At 45.3% G+C, this 16,718-nt stretch carries 10 protein-coding genes; 3 read left to right on the top strand and 7 right to left on the bottom strand.

Translation table 11 applies throughout. From position 1 onward, the window contains the following. Nucleotides 1-86: 86 nt before the first annotated feature. From FO440_RS02965 to FO440_RS02955, 3 genes are read right to left on the bottom strand one after another with little or no spacing between them, the layout of a single operon-like run. The gene (locus FO440_RS02965; RefSeq protein WP_144246732.1) at nt 87-2,441 is read right to left on the bottom strand and encodes a GH92 family glycosyl hydrolase; all 2,355 of its coding nucleotides are present in this window, start codon (nt 2,439-2,441) and stop codon (nt 87-89) included. A 14-nt stretch (nt 2,442-2,455) separates the two neighbouring features. After that, nucleotides 2,456-3,862 carry a sugar porter family MFS transporter gene (locus FO440_RS02960; protein WP_144246731.1) on the bottom strand — a complete coding sequence of 469 codons (1,407 nt, stop codon included), beginning with the start codon at nt 3,860-3,862 and terminating at the stop codon, nt 2,456-2,458. Next, nucleotides 3,863-5,668: a class I mannose-6-phosphate isomerase gene (locus tag FO440_RS02955; protein WP_144246730.1), complete on the bottom strand. Its 1,806-nt coding sequence runs from the start codon at nt 5,666-5,668 to the stop codon at nt 3,863-3,865. A 176-nt stretch (nt 5,669-5,844) separates the two neighbouring features. On the opposite strand from FO440_RS02955, the gene FO440_RS02950 reads away from it, so the two are divergent. The 3 genes from FO440_RS02950 (at nt 5,845) to FO440_RS02940 (ending at nt 8,394) form a co-directional block, all read left to right on the top strand. Beyond that, nucleotides 5,845-6,573 (top strand): GntR family transcriptional regulator, encoded by a 729-nt coding sequence (locus FO440_RS02950; RefSeq protein ID WP_144246729.1) that lies wholly within the window; start codon nt 5,845-5,847, stop codon nt 6,571-6,573. 1 nt (nt 6,574) lies between these two features. Next, nucleotides 6,575-6,886, top strand: coding sequence for a toxin-antitoxin system YwqK family antitoxin (locus FO440_RS02945; RefSeq protein ID WP_144248188.1), 312 nt, complete (start codon nt 6,575-6,577; stop codon nt 6,884-6,886). Between the two features lie 125 nt (nt 6,887-7,011). Then, nucleotides 7,012-8,394 carry a S41 family peptidase gene (locus FO440_RS02940; protein WP_144246728.1) on the top strand — a complete coding sequence of 461 codons (1,383 nt, stop codon included), beginning with the start codon at nt 7,012-7,014 and terminating at the stop codon, nt 8,392-8,394. A 124-nt stretch (nt 8,395-8,518) separates the two neighbouring features. Here FO440_RS02940 and FO440_RS02935 read toward each other — a convergent pair whose 3' ends face one another. The 4 genes from FO440_RS02935 to FO440_RS02920 all read right to left on the bottom strand — a co-directional run bounded on the left by FO440_RS02935 (nt 8,519) and on the right by FO440_RS02920 (nt 16,632). Continuing rightward, on the bottom strand, nt 8,519-10,267 hold the full coding sequence (locus FO440_RS02935; RefSeq protein ID WP_144246727.1) for an arylsulfatase: 1,749 nt from the start codon (nt 10,265-10,267) through the stop codon (nt 8,519-8,521). Nucleotides 10,268-10,395: 128 nt separating this feature from the next. Beyond that, nucleotides 10,396-12,192, bottom strand: coding sequence for a cytochrome-c peroxidase (locus tag FO440_RS02930; RefSeq protein WP_144246726.1), 1,797 nt, complete (start codon nt 12,190-12,192; stop codon nt 10,396-10,398). Nucleotides 12,193-12,331: 139 nt separating this feature from the next. After that, the gene (acpA, locus tag FO440_RS02925) at nt 12,332-13,705 is read right to left on the bottom strand and encodes an acid phosphatase (RefSeq protein WP_246104162.1); all 1,374 of its coding nucleotides are present in this window, start codon (nt 13,703-13,705) and stop codon (nt 12,332-12,334) included. A 257-nt stretch (nt 13,706-13,962) separates the two neighbouring features. Next, nucleotides 13,963-16,632, bottom strand: a complete 2,670-nt coding sequence (locus FO440_RS02920; protein ID WP_144246725.1) for a ligase-associated DNA damage response DEXH box helicase — start codon at nt 16,630-16,632, stop codon at nt 13,963-13,965. Nucleotides 16,633-16,718: the final 86 nt, after the last annotated feature.

Here is a 16,718-nt window from a genome sequence, read left to right as displayed (position 1 = left end):
GTTGAGGCTCTCGAAACATGCGGGCAAAGGCCTACGCTCACCCTTCGAGGGCCTCAGGGTGACACCCCTCCATCCTTTTCTTTACCCTACTGCACCGAAGGCGGCGCAACCTTAACACCCCAGTTAGTATTTGGCTTGCTACCCATAGTAAACACCAACTTACCGCCCCGCATCAACTCATCACGGTACAGCCAGCAGTTGCTTAGCGGTTTGCCGTTAAACGTGGCCGACTGGATATAAACATTGGTTTTTGAATTATTGATTGCCTGTATGGTAAGCTTTTTACCATCGCCCAAAGTAATGGCTGCATTGTTAAATACCGGGCTGCTTAACTCAACAATCGGTTTCAGGTCGGTAAAGCCTTTTACATCGAAGATGCCGAGGGTGCTCATTACGTACCATGAGCCCAGTTGCCCCTGGTCCTCATCCTGGCCATAGCCATAGCCGTGAATGGGTTCTACGCCATAAAATTCATCGCAGATTGCGCGGGTCCATTTTTGGGTGAGCCATGGTTTGCCCGAGAAGTTGAACAACCAGCTTTCATGCAAACACGGCTGATTGCCCTGGTTGTAAAGCGATTTGATGCCGGCAAACGCGTTAATGGTTTTACCACCGCTAAAGCCATCTTTTTCCGATGCTTCAAAAATTTCATTCAGGCGTTTATTAAACTCGTCCTTGCCGGTAGCCTCTATCAAGCCCTTAGGGTTTTGCGGGACAAAAAAAGTGTACTGAATGGCATTACCTTCCTGGAAACCACGCCATGGTTCGTTAGGGTCAAACTTGTCTATAAATTTGCCGTCGGCCCGTTTTGGGCGCATCAGTTTTTGGTCCTTATCAAAGATATACTGCCAGCCGTTAGAGTTTTTAATGAGCAGTTGATAATCGGCCGTTTTACCCATGCTTTTGGCCATTTGCGCGGCAGCAAAGGCGCTGAAGCTATACTCTAAAGTATGCGATGCCGAGAATTGCGAGCCTGTCGAGTCGGTCTTATCTCCATCTATAAATGGCGAATAGCCATATTTAACAAATGCCTCCACATCCATTTTGCCTGAACCAACCTTACGGTTTTTGCCATCCAGTTCATTGGCACGGATAGCCTTGTAGGCCAGTTGCGTATCGTAATCGCGGATGCCGGTTTGGTAAGCCCCGGCAATAGCCAGCCCAACCATGTTAGTACCCACGCCCGATACGAAATTACTGTTGGCAATACCATCACCAAACCAGCCGCGCTCTTTATAGATCTCTAATTGGGTATGTACATAATCATTATAATGGCTTGGGTAAGACAGCGCCCAAAGTTGCGTAAGGTTCCAGTAAGCGCCCCAGATGGCATCGGTATTGTAAAAGTTGTAGCTGAATTTACCCTGCTTGTCTTTCGGCAACACACCAATGGTACCGTCATGTTTAGGGAATGAGCCATTTACATCATTGGCAATGCCCCTGCCCAACAAGGCATGAAACAGGCCGGTATAAAATTTAACTTTACTGTTGTGATCAGTGCCCTGAACGGCAATTTTGCCAAGTTCGGCGCGCCAGGTGGCCTGGGCCTGTTGTTTTGCTTTTTCGAAGGTTAGCCCGGTGGCTTCGGCAGATAAATTTATTTTGGCATTAGCAATCGAAGTATAAGATAAGCCGATCTTTAACTCAATAGCTTCGTTTTGTTGGGTCTTGTAATTAAGGTACAAACCCGCGCCTTTTCCTTTTGCCGAATTTGTGTTTTCTTTTATCCCTTCTGCCGTGAATGAACCAACCGACAAGGGCTTTTTACTCACCTCGCCATAAAAATACATGGCTACCTTGCCGTCCTCGTCATACTTCTTTACATATTTTGGATAGGTGACAACATAACCTTCAAAATGGGTGGCATCGGTCATTTTAACGCCCGCGTCGGTAACGTCGCCGCTTTCGCCCTGGGTATTGCCGATATCAAAGATTAAACGCGACCGGTCATTTTTAGGAAATGTATACCGGTGAAAACCTACGTGTTTGGTAGCCGTTAGTTCGGCAGTTATGTGATAATCATCCAGTAATACTTTGTAATAGCCGGGCTGGGCTATTTGATTTTTACGGTCGAAATGCGACCGGTAACCGCTGCCGGGTTTTTCCAGTTCGCCGGGTTTTACTTTTAGCTCGCCTGTTGCAGGCATCACGCTCACGCCGCCCACCTGCCACTCGTGGAAATGTACAAAACCTTCTATCGAATTATGGCGGGTATCATAACCAACAGCCTCCCAGCCGCTTGGATTGCCGTAATGCCCGTTGGTTGACGGCGCCAGCTTTGCCATGCCGTAAGGCACCGCGGCGGGGGTGTAAAAGAACCAGCGGCTATGCGCCGTGCCAATGTTAGGATCTACATATTTTAGCAGGTCCTGTGCCATTAATTTTCCTGCGGATACAAAAGATATCGCGATAGCAAAACCTGATCTGATGGCTGTTTTCATGAGCTATGTTATGATTAATGAGCGCCTTTATAATTTTCTTTCCAATAGTTATCTATATTTTCAAGTGACCGGCCCTTGGTTTCGGGGATGAGTTTCCAGGTGATCCATAAGGCCGGCGAACAGCAAATGGCGAAGATCCAAAAGGTGAAGGATGAGCCCAGGTCCTCTAACATTAAGGGCGTTAATTGTCCCACCAAAAAATTGGCTATCCATAACGATAGGGTAGCCAATGCCATGGCTTTGCCGCGGATGGCGTTAGGGAAGATCTCGCCGATAACCACCCAGCAAACCGGCCCGAATGAAAACGCGAAACAGGCAATAAACAACAAGATAAATATCAGGATCCACGGGCCGGATGTGATACCCAACGCAAACAACACCCCAATTATGAGTAATGCCAGTACCGCGCCGCCTATCCCCACAAACAACAGCGGGCGACGGCCCCATTTATCAACCGTAAAAATGGCTACAAAAGTAAATACTACGTTTACCAGGCCTATGGTAACCTGCCCGCCCAGGGCGCTATTCAGGGTAAAACCTGCCTGTTCTAAAATTCTTGGGCCGTAATAAATAACGGCATTGATACCGCACACTTGCGAGAGGAAGGGTAGCAGCAAACCTATCCAGAGAGCCTTGCGGTAAACCGGCTTAAACAGTTCTTTCAGGTCAGTATCCTGTTCGGCGCTTTGGGTTTCTTTAAATGCTTTTATTTCATTCGTCGCGGCATCGCAGCCGTCGATCTTTACCAAAATATTGGTGGCTTTAATTTCCTGCCCCTGCAATAATAACCAGCGCGGCGACTCGGGCACTAAAAATAGCGACAGCAAAAATATCCCCGCAGGGATTGTACCCAAACCCAGCATGGCGCGCCACACCTCGGCCGAAAAGATCTTATGGAGAGCATCGCTGCTGAAGGTGTCGCCTACATGATTGGCCAGGTAAGCGTTAGAGAAATAGGAGAGTACGATGCCGATGGTCAATGCCAGTTGGTATAAAGATACCATCATGCCCCGGTACCTTGACGGCGAAAACTCGGAGATATACAATGGCGATACCATTGATGCTACGCCAATACCCAGGCCGCCGATAAGGCGGAAGGTGATCAACTGGGTAAATGAACCTGACAGCATACAACCCAAGGCGGACGCGAAAAACAATACTGCCGACAGGATCAGGATAATTTTACGGCCGTATTTGTCGCTCAATTTACCCGAGATACTTACACCGATGATGCAGCCCAGCAAAGCGCAACTTACAAACCAGCCCTCGTGCAATACATCAAGGTTGAAATCTTTTTTTACCAGGCTTACCGTACCGGATATTACCGCAGTATCAAACCCGAATAAAAACCCGCCAAGCGCGGCTACCAGGCAAACCAAATACAGGTAGGTGCCGCTTTGTTTTGTTGTTTCTGTTGTCATTTATAGATCTTTTAAAAATGCTTTTATAACCCTTGCCTTGCTGTTACCCAAATTGGTAAGCGTGTAATTTTGTGCCGCCGCAGGCACTACAAATGTTTCGGCATAGGCAAATACATGTTGGGTGCCATCGGCCGTTTCCAGTAATACTTTATTACCTTCGACCAGCATCATTACGTGGCAATTGTTGTTGTTCTCAATGCTTACTGTGCCGTCAAAATCTACACGGTGCACATCATAAAAATGCTCGGCGTGTGTTGGCAGGTGGATGAGTTGGTAATTATCGCCGCTTTCAATCACCGCCGGTTTTGAGATCAGTTCTTGCTGTACCTTGTCGCCTTTACGGTCGAACACCAGGTTGTTAAAGGCATGATCGATATTTATTGGGCGAGGGTTACCGTCAAGATCAAGACGCAGCCAGTCGTACATTTTAAAAGTGAAAATGTAAGGTGTTGCGCTGATCTCCAATACCAAATTGTTAGCCCCGGCGCTATGGATGGTGCCGTTAGGGATCAGGAACAGATCGTGCTTTTTGGCGGTGTGCGATTGTACGTAGTCGGTAATAGTTAACGCCACATTGTTTTGCTGACTGCTTACCAATGCTTCTTTAAATGCGACAGGCTCAATGCTTTCCTGGAAACCAAGGTACACCTGCGCGTCAGGCTTGCAATCAAGGATATAATAGGTTTCGTCCTGAGTAATGGTTTCGCCGAAGTTATCCTGAATATATTTTAAATGCGGATGGCACTGGATAGATAAGTTGCCGCCATCATAAGTATCTAAAAAGTCAAAGCGGATAGGGAACTCGTCGCCAAAGGTAGTCGCGTGATCGCCCAATACCTGTTGATTGTTGTTGAACATCAGGTAATCGAAAGATACCTCTAATAGATTATCATCGCTTTTAAATACGAGGCCGTTTTCAGGTACGATCAGCTCGAACGACCAGGCATAATTGACCGCGTCTTTGTTTAAGCCCGGGATGCGTTCTTTGATCCATTGCCCGCCCCATGCGCCCGGCTCAAACCATGGGCGCACACGGATAACGGACCGGCTGATTTTGTTTAAGCCATCGATAAAATCATTTTTAAACATCCAGTTGATATCCGTGCCCCATTGCCCGTCGGCAATGATGCTGATTTGATTAAGGATGTTTTTCTTTAACGTGCTGCATAATACCCAGTCAACAAAATACATGCGTTTGTACATCTGTGCGGGTTCCTGTAGTTTATTGCTGCCCAAATTGGTTACCGCACCTGCCCGCATCCTGAACTGGATCTCGTTTTTAGGTACATCGATATAAATTATCGGCGCATTCCAGTTGGCCAGCGTGGCCCCTGTGCCTATTATTATATTAATGTCGTATTTGTGATCAGGTTGTTGCGCGGTAAGTCGATCCATGTTATACAGATCTTTTAACTCAAGCGTACATTTTGTGCCCCATACCGACGTTGACGTACCTAAAAATGACTGTACCAATTCTTCAATTTCTGCGGATGTTTTTAGGTAATTGGCGCTTTCAATAAAGTTTACTTTTAGTTCCGCGGATTCGATCTCTGCCTGTAAGGCATCTTTTACCAAATCCCATAGAACACCTGCATAGCCTTCAATAACCACAGTTTTTTGTGAGATGATCCATTGTGCTAATGAGGCATAGCCGTTAAATATTTTGCCTGCGGCGAGTTTGGTGACGGGGTAGATATTGTAAAACTCGCCATCGTTAAAATCAGCTAGTTTGGGCGGCATTAAATACTGCGTTGTTTTACGCAATGGGGTTAGGGTATCCGGGGAAAAGGCAGAAGAATTATTCATTTTAAATGTTGTAATGTATGTACATATTATTTGCCACTTGTAAATATTGGGTTAGGGGATATTTATACATGAAAAATTAATATTTGGCTGGTTTGTTTATAATATGTACAAACATATAAATTATTTTTTATCAACCAAATCACGCAAAAACTTATTATTGTAAATTATTACAGAACATGCGCCACGCCATAGATCATAAAAGTCCAATCCCGCTGCACGCCCAGGCCGAGCAATTGTTGCGTAATATGATCAGTGAGGAAGAATACCAGAACGGTAAAGTTTTCCCTAACGAGATAGAACTGGCCAAGGTGCTTGCCATATCGCGCTCAACATTAAGGCAGGCTATCAATAAACTGGTTTTTGAAGGATTGCTGGTGCGCAAAAAGCGTAGTGGTACCAAGGTTGCCAAAAGTGTGGTCAGCTCGAAATCGAACAATTGGCTTAGCTTTTCGCAGGAAATGAAGCTGCGTGGCATCACCATAAAAAACTTTGAAACGCAGGTGTCATGGGTTTTGCCTGATGATGAGGTGGCCGATTTTTTTGAAATAAAAGCCGAACGCCAGGTGCTGAAAATGGAAAAACTGCGCGGCAAGCCCGATGAGCCATTTGTGTATTTTGTATCCTACTTTCACCCAAGGGTAGGTTTAACCGGCGAGGAAGATTTTAAAATGCCCTTGTATGAAATGCTGGAGCATGAGCATTCGGTAATTGCCACACTATCTAAAGAAGAGATCAGCGCCAAAGCCGCCGATGGTTTTATAGCCAACAAATTACAAATACCCACAGGCAGCCCGGTGCTGTTCCGCAAGCGTTTTGTATACGACCACGGCGAACGCCCCATTGAATACAACGTTGGTTTTTACAAAGCCGATAGCTTTGTTTATACGGTGGAGAGCTCAAGGTAGAATGGGTTTAATCGTAACATATGATGATGTTCAACAGAGAGGAACAGACTCTGGTGGAGGAATTATATACTACTACAAAGGCTTTCCGTTAACAGGTATGATTCGGGAAACTGTTGACGGGATTGTAGTCGGTGAGTCCGAGTTTACGGATGGTCATATCGGAGGTGTTCAGCGACTTTTTTATTCCTCAGGTCAAATAGAAGAAGAGTATACCATTTGGTTTAATAAACTTGAAGGCACATTTACCGAATGGGATAAAAATGGTAATGTGACAAGTCAAACTTATTGGAAAAATGGTGTTCAAATTGGGTAATAAACCGATCTGAAAAAAATGTCATCAACCTAACATAGCGCAAGTCTTAGCGGGAAGGATTGGGTAAATGCTTGACTTGTGTCGGTTCGGTTTAAATTATATCTTTATAACCGTAGACCTTACCTATGACTAAAAAAATTTTCCTTGCAACGCTTTTCGTTTTGCTTTCCAGCATCTCTTTTGCGCAAACAAAATATACACCGGCGGAAATGCGCCAGGATATTGACAGCCTGGTTAAATACTTGCAAGATGTGCACCCAAATCCTTTTTACCGATACCCTAAAAATAAATTTTTAAAAGACATCGAACTTGTTAAATCAGGCTTTACCGGAAGCCTTAATAAAATTGACCTTTACCTTCGGATAGAGTCATTATTAGGGCATCTGGAAGACGGACACACGGACCTGGCGTTCCCCGTTGATTACTATGATTCAGATCCTTTTATATTTCCTTATAATGTTAAATTGTCTACTAAAAAGCCTTTTATAACTTGCAAAAGTGCTTCGTCTGTTATACAATCACAGTTACCTGCAGGGGCTGAGATTATCAGTATCAATACTATACCGGCACAAACAATAGTTAATGATATTGTTAATGTGAATACCGGCGAAAACCGTTTATTCAGGGCTGAGTTTGGTGCTTCGAAATTTGATTTTTATCTCGAGGCCCTTTATAAATTGGATGGAATTTACCACATTAAATATAAAATACGTGGAACGGCTAAAACTGTAACCATACATGGGTTACGTAAATCGAGACTTGATGCACTGCACAAAAACGAAAAAGCAACCAATGAAAAGGCTGAGCCGATTTATTCAGCAAAATTTTTGACGAAAAATAAAACCGCACTTATCAATTTCAAAAGTTTTGATTGGGAGGGCTTTCCTCAATTTATGGACACGACTTTCAAACAACTGAAAGAAAAAAACATTCAGCATCTTATCATTAACCTGATTGACAATGGGGGCGGCGATTCTGATATAGGTGATGAGTTTTTTCAATACCTTTTAGATACACCCTTTACCCAGTATGCCAAAATACTTGAAAAAAACAGCGAACCTTTAAAGAATCGCTTGCGCGACCATAGTAAAGGAAAAGTATTTAGCGATGCAGACAAAACTATATTGGCTAAACCTAATGGGTCGGTTGACACAGTGTATTGTGATAAAATAGCTATCCGCAAAAATCCATTGCGCTATAATGGCCAGGTTATCTTGTTAACCAATATTGAAACCTATTCGTCGGCTGCTGATTTTGCACAGTGTTTCAAATATTATAAAAGAGGAATTATCATTGGCGAAGAAACCGGCGGACTTGTTAAAAGCTACGGCGACATTGTCCCGGTATATTTGCCTAACTCAAAGCTTAAACTCGTTATATCTAGCAAACTATATTATAACGCAGGTGCTGCTGAGCAGGACTGGCACGGCGTAATTCCCGACATCCAAACAACTGCAGACAATGCATTGCAGCGTGCTTTCGAATATATTGACAACCAAAGGAAATGATTTGGCTCATTTTGGCTCATCTGTTTTTTGCAAGCCACTTATTTTAAATAAGTTGGCCAAAAACACTGACTCATCTGGCTCACACTCACATGAGCCAGATGACATTCATTTATCATCCGTAAACCTAATTCAATTTCGTCCACGGTGATGGGTATACCTGGCACCGTTTGGCGTAGGCCTCCCACATATCATTCATCTTTTTAACCAGGTCGGGGTGTTTGTCCGCCACATTGTTCAACTCGCTGCGGTCGGTGCTGATATCATATAGTTCCCATGGTGCCGATGTATAGGTTTTAGCTTTAAAATTCAGATCGGCCTCGCTTACCAGTTTCCAGTTACCCATACGGACGGCTTTGTTCATTTCATGGTCCCAGTAAATTGCCTCGCGCTGCAGGGGCTTGTTCTCAAAGCTTGGCACCAGGCTTATACCCTCAACCGGGGTAATGTCATGCTGGTTAAAGGTTTTAGGGTATGGCGTTTTGGTAATGTCCAGTATGGTTGGCATGATGTCCATTTCATGGCCCGCTTGCGCGCGTAACTCGCCTTTAGCTTTTAAGCCATCAGGCCAATGTACGATCAGCGGGGTAGAAATACCGCCCTCATGCACATAGTGTTTAAACTTGCGCAAAGGCGTGGTTGATACGTTTGCCCATTCCTGCATGTAAGATACATAAGTATCCGCCGGACCGGCCATTACTTTACGGCCCTGCATTACCAGTTTACCATCGCGGGTGGTAACCGGTTTATTCGAGTAGATCAAAGATTCAGGCGTTAGCTTGCGCACATGAGCAGGATCGGGGGCTATGGGTTTGGTTTCGCCATCGCCTATAATTTCGGCACAGGCGCCGTTATCCTGTAAGAAGAAGATCAGCGTGTTATCATACTGCCCGTTAGCTTTTAGTTGTTTGATGATGCGGCCGATACCCTGGTCCATAATATCGATCATAGCTGCATAAGTTTCCATGCGGCGCAGTAGGGCAGGTTTCTCTTTTTCGTCTGCCCATGGTTTACCATCAAACGGCGACAGGTCTTCGTCTTGTTTGATAACGCCTAACTTTTTCATGCGCTCAATACGCTCTTTACGCAAAGCTTCCCAGCCTTTATCAAAACGGCCTTTGTATTTGGCAATTGCAGCTTCGGGTGCCTGCATTGGCCAGTGTGCCGCTGTGTAGGCCACGTACATAAAGAATGGCTTTTGCTTATCAACTTCTTTAAGATATTTCACCGAGTTGTCTGATACAGCATCGGTAAAATAGTAGTTGGCAGGTTTGTATTCAGGGTCGTTGGTTGTGTTGATTTGGGTATTATCACGGCATAAATAACCCGGATCATAATAATTTGCGGCACCTAAGATGATACCGTAATAATGGTCGAACCCGCGCTGCAGCGGCCAGTTCTCTTTGCTGGCGTTGTTTAGGGATGGGTCAAGGTTTAAGTGCCACTTACCCGTCATATATGTTGCATAACCTGCCGATTTTAAAACTTCGGCAATCGTAACCGCGTTATGACTCAGGTCGCCGCGGTAGCCGGGTAGTTTAAAATCTTCCGAGGTCATCCAGCCCATGTTGGCCTGGTGCGGGTCTAAACCTGTCATTAATGACGCGCGTGACGGGCAGCACCTTGCCGTGTTGTAAAATTGCGTATAACGTAGACCTTCTTTGGCTAGTTGGTCTAAATTGGGCGTTTGGGCCTCGCCGCCATAACAGCCAAGGTCAGAATATCCCATATCATCAGATAAGATCAGGATGATATTGGGGCGTTTCGGTTGTACTTGTTTATGACCCGGATGTACAGGTTTATTGCGCCATGCTATAACGGACGTTGCAAGTACGGCAAGTAAAACTATCGCGCTGGAAAATCTTAATGTTTTCATATTATATAAAGACTATAGGTGTAGTAGATTATATGCAAACATATAATTAAATATTAAAAAAATAATATTTAAAAGAAAGCCCGGCGATTTACCGGGCTTTCTTTTTTGAAGGTATATGATCTTGCTTGCTAACTACCCTGGTTTAGCGCTTTTATAAACGCTATCACTTCTTTACTTTCTTTATCCGTTAAGTTTAATTTATCGGGCGATAGGGTTTGGTTATCCACTTTATAGCCTAAGCCCGCGCCGCCGCCTTTATTGTAAAAATCCATCACCTGCTCAAGCGTGGTAAAAACACCGTTGTGCATATACGGCGCTGTAAGGGCGGCATTGCGTACGGTCGAGATCTTGAACGCGTGCTTAAATGAATTTGTCTTCAGGATATTATACCTGCCCATATCGGTATCGATGGCTGTTTTAGCAATGGTTTGCGGTACGCCAATTACTTCGCTCTCATTCAAAATATACATTGGCGGGAAAGCCCCGTTAAACAGCGGCATATAATGACAGGTGGCGCATTTGGCCTTGCCCATAAATATATTGAACCCGTTAATTTCTTCCTGGTTTAAGGCCGCTTTATTACCACGCATATACTGGTCAAACCGGCTGTTTAATGATACAAGGCTGCGCACGTATGACCCGATGGCGTTCATTACTTCAAGCGTATCTATGCCGGTACGGTTTTTAGTTTTAAAGGCATCTGTAAATAGCTGCCTGTAGCTTTTGTTTTCCCAAAGGCGTTGAGCGGCGGCTTTCATCGAGCCATGCATCTCGTCTTTGTTCTGTACCACGCTAAGCGCCTGGTCCTCTAAGGTAGCCGCCCTCAAGTCATAAAATTGCGATGATTGCAGCGCCGCGTTCAGTAACGTAGGCGTGTTTCTTTTTACCGGCTTATTGCCATCTATGACGATGTTCTTCACCAATCCGTCTGTAAAGGCCTTATCCGGCTGGTGGCAGCTTTGGCAGCTTCTTTTGCCATTGCCTGATAAAATGGGATCAGAAAACAGCAGCCGGCCTAAAGCCGTTTTCTTTTCGGTAACAAACGAGTTAAAATCAGGCGCGTAGGCATTTACGTTGAAAGCGTCTTTATCAAAAAGGGTCTTCGCATCCATTTTTAGCAGGCGGTTATAAGTCGCGCCATGAATGTTCAGCTTGTTTTGCAGATCGGTGATCCCGGTGGTAATGGGGTTGCCGTATTTTGTAATAAACGCGGCACGATCAAACCCGTTAAAATCGGTGTTTTCGGCTAAATACTTAGCCGCCGCGGTAAACTCTGCAGACAGGTTTTCATCGCCGGCGTTATCCTCATAATAAGCCATAGCCGCTTTTACGCCATTCAGGGCTGCTATACTCTCTTCCGAGCTTTTAAGCGTAAGCGGGTTATCAAAGCCGGTTATACCCAACGCCAGTATCCTGAAAATTTCCTGCTTACCGGCATCAAATACCTGCCAGTCAAACATATCTATATTGGTATAAAATGGCTTGATCTTACGTGCGTTGTCCTGCAGTGTTTTTATTTGAGCGATAAGATCCTTCTTATTAGCAGGATTATATTTGGGGAAAAGGTACCCCTCAACAACCTGTAAGCCGGCAGGCTCAAATATCGCACCGTCGGCTACTTCAACCTCCTGCACCGGCGGACCATTGATAAACCGTGCTACGCCCGAATTAAAGTATTCTGCAGCCCATTCAAATTTTTTATAGTTAAGGCGCAGTTGCAGAAACTGATTCTGTAAAGCTTTTTCATCGGCATTGCCGCTTTGCGCTCTATCCAGCAGTTTGCCCGTAGCATCAATAAAGTCATCAATCTGTGCAGCCACAGTTTGGGCGATGGCTTTTTCGGGCGCGATACTTTTTTTACAGGAGTAGATAGTGTATCCTGTAACAACAAAGATCAGTAAGGGTATAAAAACAAGTTTCTTCATTAAATAATTATCTGCATCGGGCTTTTGGGATAGTTTTGAGGCCAATCCTGCAAAAACGCATAAAGGGAGCGGCTATTTGGCCACTCCCTTTTGTATTCATATTTAACCTGTTGCTAAAGCTTTCAGGTTGTATGTTTTATTAGAAATTAAACGCGTTGTTTAACGGGTTTGCGTTTTTATCGCGTGTAGCAAGCGGCGCTAAATCCCATCTTTTTTCTATGAAAGAAAGGATACTAACGGTTTCATATTGTGTATGGTCAACATAGCTTGTTTTTGCAAACGGAGAAACTATGATAGCCGGAACACGTGTACCCGGACCCCATTTAGCATCAATTTTTGGCGGAGCAACGTGATCCCAGAAACCACCGTTTTCATCATAAGTAACAATAATAACCGCGTCTTTACCATTAGGGCCGTTTAATACGTCATTGATCAGTTCAACAGCGTGGTTCTCGCCATCAGCCAGATTAGCATAGCCCGGGTGCTCATTATATTTACCAATAGGCTTAACAAATGATACAGCCGGTAATGTACCTGCTTTAGCAGCAGCAATAAAATCAATTTCGTCTTTTAAGTGATCTTTTTTAGCTTGTGTGCCATCTGCATATTTTGCAAAGTAAGCAAACGGCTGGTGATGAAACTGGAAAAGCGGATCAGGATTACCTGCAAGCGCGTCATTCCAGCCACCTGAATACCAGGCCCATGAAATGTTTTTGTCGCTTAACCTGTCGCCAATAGTTGGATTGGTTTGGTTAGGAACAAGGTTTGCCACTACAGCAGTTGCCGGGTGAGGCGCGTTAACGGTGTAGCTTGTGTTAACCACGAAGCCGTCAGGAGTAACAGCTCCGTCGGTTTTAACTGAACCATCAGCATTTAATACTGCTACCATACTTGCAGGTGCATTTTGAAAAGTAGGGCTTGCTGCAGCGATAAGCCATTGGTGGTTCAGGAATGATCCGCCAAATGCGCTGTGGTAAAAGTTATCGCAAAGCACATATTTCTGAGCGAATGGCAACATAGGCAATAAACTGGTTTTATAGTAACCTTGTGTTAAACCGAATGAGGTATTGTACGCAGAGTATTTATCCATTTTACCACCATCGATCTGCATTTGCTCCTGGTAATAACGATGTAATACATCCTGTGTTAACACGTTATTGGCAGCATACTGATCGATGTTGAAATAAGTGTTAGGCAGGTTGGTAGGGAATGCCGGCGAATTAGGGATGGCCGGTAAAACGGTGTACGGTGTTCCGGTAGCGTCAACCTGAGTGGTGTTGGCAGCGGTTGCGTTTGATAAACCATTAGCGCCTGAGAACGAACCGTAAAGGTTGTCAAAGCTGTGGTTCTCCATATAAATTACAACTACGTGTTTTACATCGTTAATAGAGTTTTTAACCGGGGTAGTTGAGCCCTTGTCTTTCTTACAGCCAACAAATGTGGCGCTTAAAAGAGCGACTGAAGCAACAGCTGCAACCGCACGCATGTTTAAAAAGGGAAAGGTTTGTTTCATGGAAATGAAGGTTTTTCTGTGTTTTATTCTATGCAAACAACGGGCGTTGGGGTAAACATAACATTATTGCGGTGTAATGCTTTTGTCAATATTATGTTAGGAGATTGTTTATTTTAATGAAGCGATAGCGTAATTTCTTTAAATTAAATACACATAGTGCATTGCCGATTTTGTTTGTCAAAGCATTTGCTATCAGATATTTAACTAAAAATGGTGATTCAAGTGGTTCATATTCTCATGTGGATCACCTGCAGTGCTTAAAAACCTTTCTTCCTGGTTACGCCAACCTTACGCACCTTTTTATTTTCATTACCGGCAACACCTTCGGCGCCGTATTGGCGGGCCATTTTAGCTATGCGGTCTTCCAGGCTTTCGGTAGTTAGTCGCTCGCGGCCCAGGCTGTCTACCATGATCGGGAACGCGAAGGGGGTGGGGCGCTCTATCACTTTAAGGATGATGTTTTGTTTGGCAATGCGTTGCAAAGCCGCGCGCAGCCTGAACTCTTCTAGCTGGAAAGCCAGCGCTTCGTTATAGGCCTGGCGCACCAACAGGTTATCCGGTTCATACTCGCTAAACACATCAAACAATAACGATGATGATGCCTGCAAATGCTTGTTCTTTACCTGCTGGCCGGGATAGCCGGTAAAAACCAGTCCGCCAATATGGGCTATATCCCTGAACCGACGGCGTGCCATCTCATTGGCGTTCAGGCTATGCTGGATGTCTTCCAGCAGGTTGTCTATCGAAAAAAAATCCGCGTCTTCCAGTACCTGTTCAATAGGCACGTCCTCATCGGTTAATAACTCAAAGCCATAATCATTCATGGCAATGGAAAAGCTGGCAGGCCTAACGCGCGAAATACGGTAAGCCAGTAACGAAGCCATACCCTCATGCACCAGCCGCCCCTCAAAAGGATAAAACAACAGGTGATGCCCTTCGCGCGACTTGAACGATTCGATCAAAAACTCATGGCTCTGCGGCAGGTGTGATAGTTCCTGCTGCAGATTGAATAGTGGTTTTAAGGCAATCACTTCAATATCTTTCTCAATGCCATGGGCCACCTCGTCCAGTTTGTCCCTGAACACTGCTGATAGCTGCGATGATAAGGGCATGCGCCCGCCGTTCCAACTGGGGATCATACCTTTCTTGGCGTTCGATTTTTTGACGTAGGCGGTCATTTCCTTTATCCTTACAAATTCAAGGCTGCGCCCCGCAAACCAAAAGGTATTGCCGGGCTTTAGTTTTGATATGAATGATTCTTCTACCGTACCCAAACTGCCGCCACTCAGCCATTTAACCCTGATGCTCATCTCGCTGGTTATGGTACCGATGCTTAGGCGGTGCCGCATGGCCACGCGCCGGCTAAATACTTTAAACAAACCGTTCTCTACTTCTACTTTTAAAAACTCGTCGTACTGTGCCAGTGTTTTGCCGCCATTGGTAATAAAATCCAGTAGTTGATTATACTCGTTTCGGCGCAGGTCGGCAAAGGCATAGGTAGTGATAACTTCGTTATATAACTCGTCTGCCCTGAAACCGTCTGACACGGCCAGCGTAACCATATACTGGATCAATACGTCCATAGCCAGCAGCATAGGGTCGCGGCTTTCAAAAATGCCTTGTTTTATGGCTTGCTTCAGTGCCGCGCCTTCAAGGAGTTCAAGCGAATGCGTCGGTACAAAATAGGCTTTTGATACCGCGCCGGGATGGTGTCCGCTGCGCCCTGCGCGCTGCATAAATCTTGCGACCCCCTTGGGGCTGCCCACCTGTATCACGGTATCAACCGGCCTGAAATCTACACCCAAATCAAGGCTCGAGGTACAGACCACTACCTTCAGCGCTTCGGCGTGCAGGGCCTGTTCAACCCAGTTACGCAGCTCGTTATCCAGCGAGCCATGGTGCATGGCCATGATGCCGGCATATTCGGGGTAGTTGTCTAAAATAGCATGGTACCAGATCTCCGACTGCGACCGTGTATTAGTAAATATCAGCGTGGTCTTGCTTTTGGCCACGATCTCCATCACCTGCGGCAGCAGTTTTAAACCGATATGCCCGGCCCAGGAGTAGTTTTCGATATTCTCCGGGATGATAGACTCGATAACCAGTTTCTTATCCACATTGGCCCGCACCATTTTGATTTTATCCGGGGGGAAGTCGGTACCTAACAGCACCTCTGCTGCTTGCTCTAAGTTGCCTATAGTGGCGCTGATACCCCAGATTTTTAGTTGGCAGTTTTCAGTTGGCAGTTTCCAGTTGGCAGTTTCCAGTTGGCTTTTTTCATAGTCATTGCTATCTGCTAACTGCCTACTGCCCACTGCAGACTGTCTGCCTACTGCAACCTGAGAACTGCCAACTGAAAACTGCTCACCGCCCACTGCCCCAAGGGCCTTGAGGCGGGACAATCCCAACTCCACCTGCACTCCCCGTTTTGTGCCCAGTAGTTCATGCCATTCGTCTACCACTAAAACCTGCAGGCTTTGAAAGATCTTAGGGTATTCTTTTTGCGCCAGCATCAGGTGCAGGCTTTCGGGGGTGGTGAGCAGTACTTCGGGCAGTTTCTTTTTCAGGGCAGCTTTTTCTGCAGCAGGGGTATCGCCGGTGCGGGTAGCTATTTTCCAGGGAATCTGCAGATCGTCGCAGACCTCCTGCATCGCTTTGCGAATATCGTTGGTCAGTGCCCGCAACGGGGTTATCCAAAGCATTTGCAGGCCATTGTTCTGTCGGGTTTTATAGTCGGGATGCTTGTTGATAAAATCAGCAAGGAAAGGCAGAAACAGCGCGAAGGTTTTACCGCTGCCGGTAGGTGCATTAAGCAAGCCCGAAAATCCGGCTAAATAAACCGTCTCCATTTCCTTTTGAAACGGAAACTGGTGCCAGTTTTTTTGCTTGTACCATTGCTGTATAACCTTTTGCCCGGGCGTTATCATTATTCAACTAACAAAATAATAAATGTTTTGTGATTGAAATAAAAAAGTCCTGCCGTTTTGAGGGCAGGACTTTTTAGTTTGTCTGA

Origin of the sequence: Mucilaginibacter corticis (assembly GCF_007558865.1) — a bacterium.
Taxonomy (GTDB): Bacteria; Bacteroidota; Bacteroidia; order Sphingobacteriales; family Sphingobacteriaceae; genus Mucilaginibacter; species Mucilaginibacter corticis.
The sequence above is the reverse complement of the archived record's forward strand: the minus strand, read 5'-3'. Positions and strand labels throughout refer to the sequence as shown.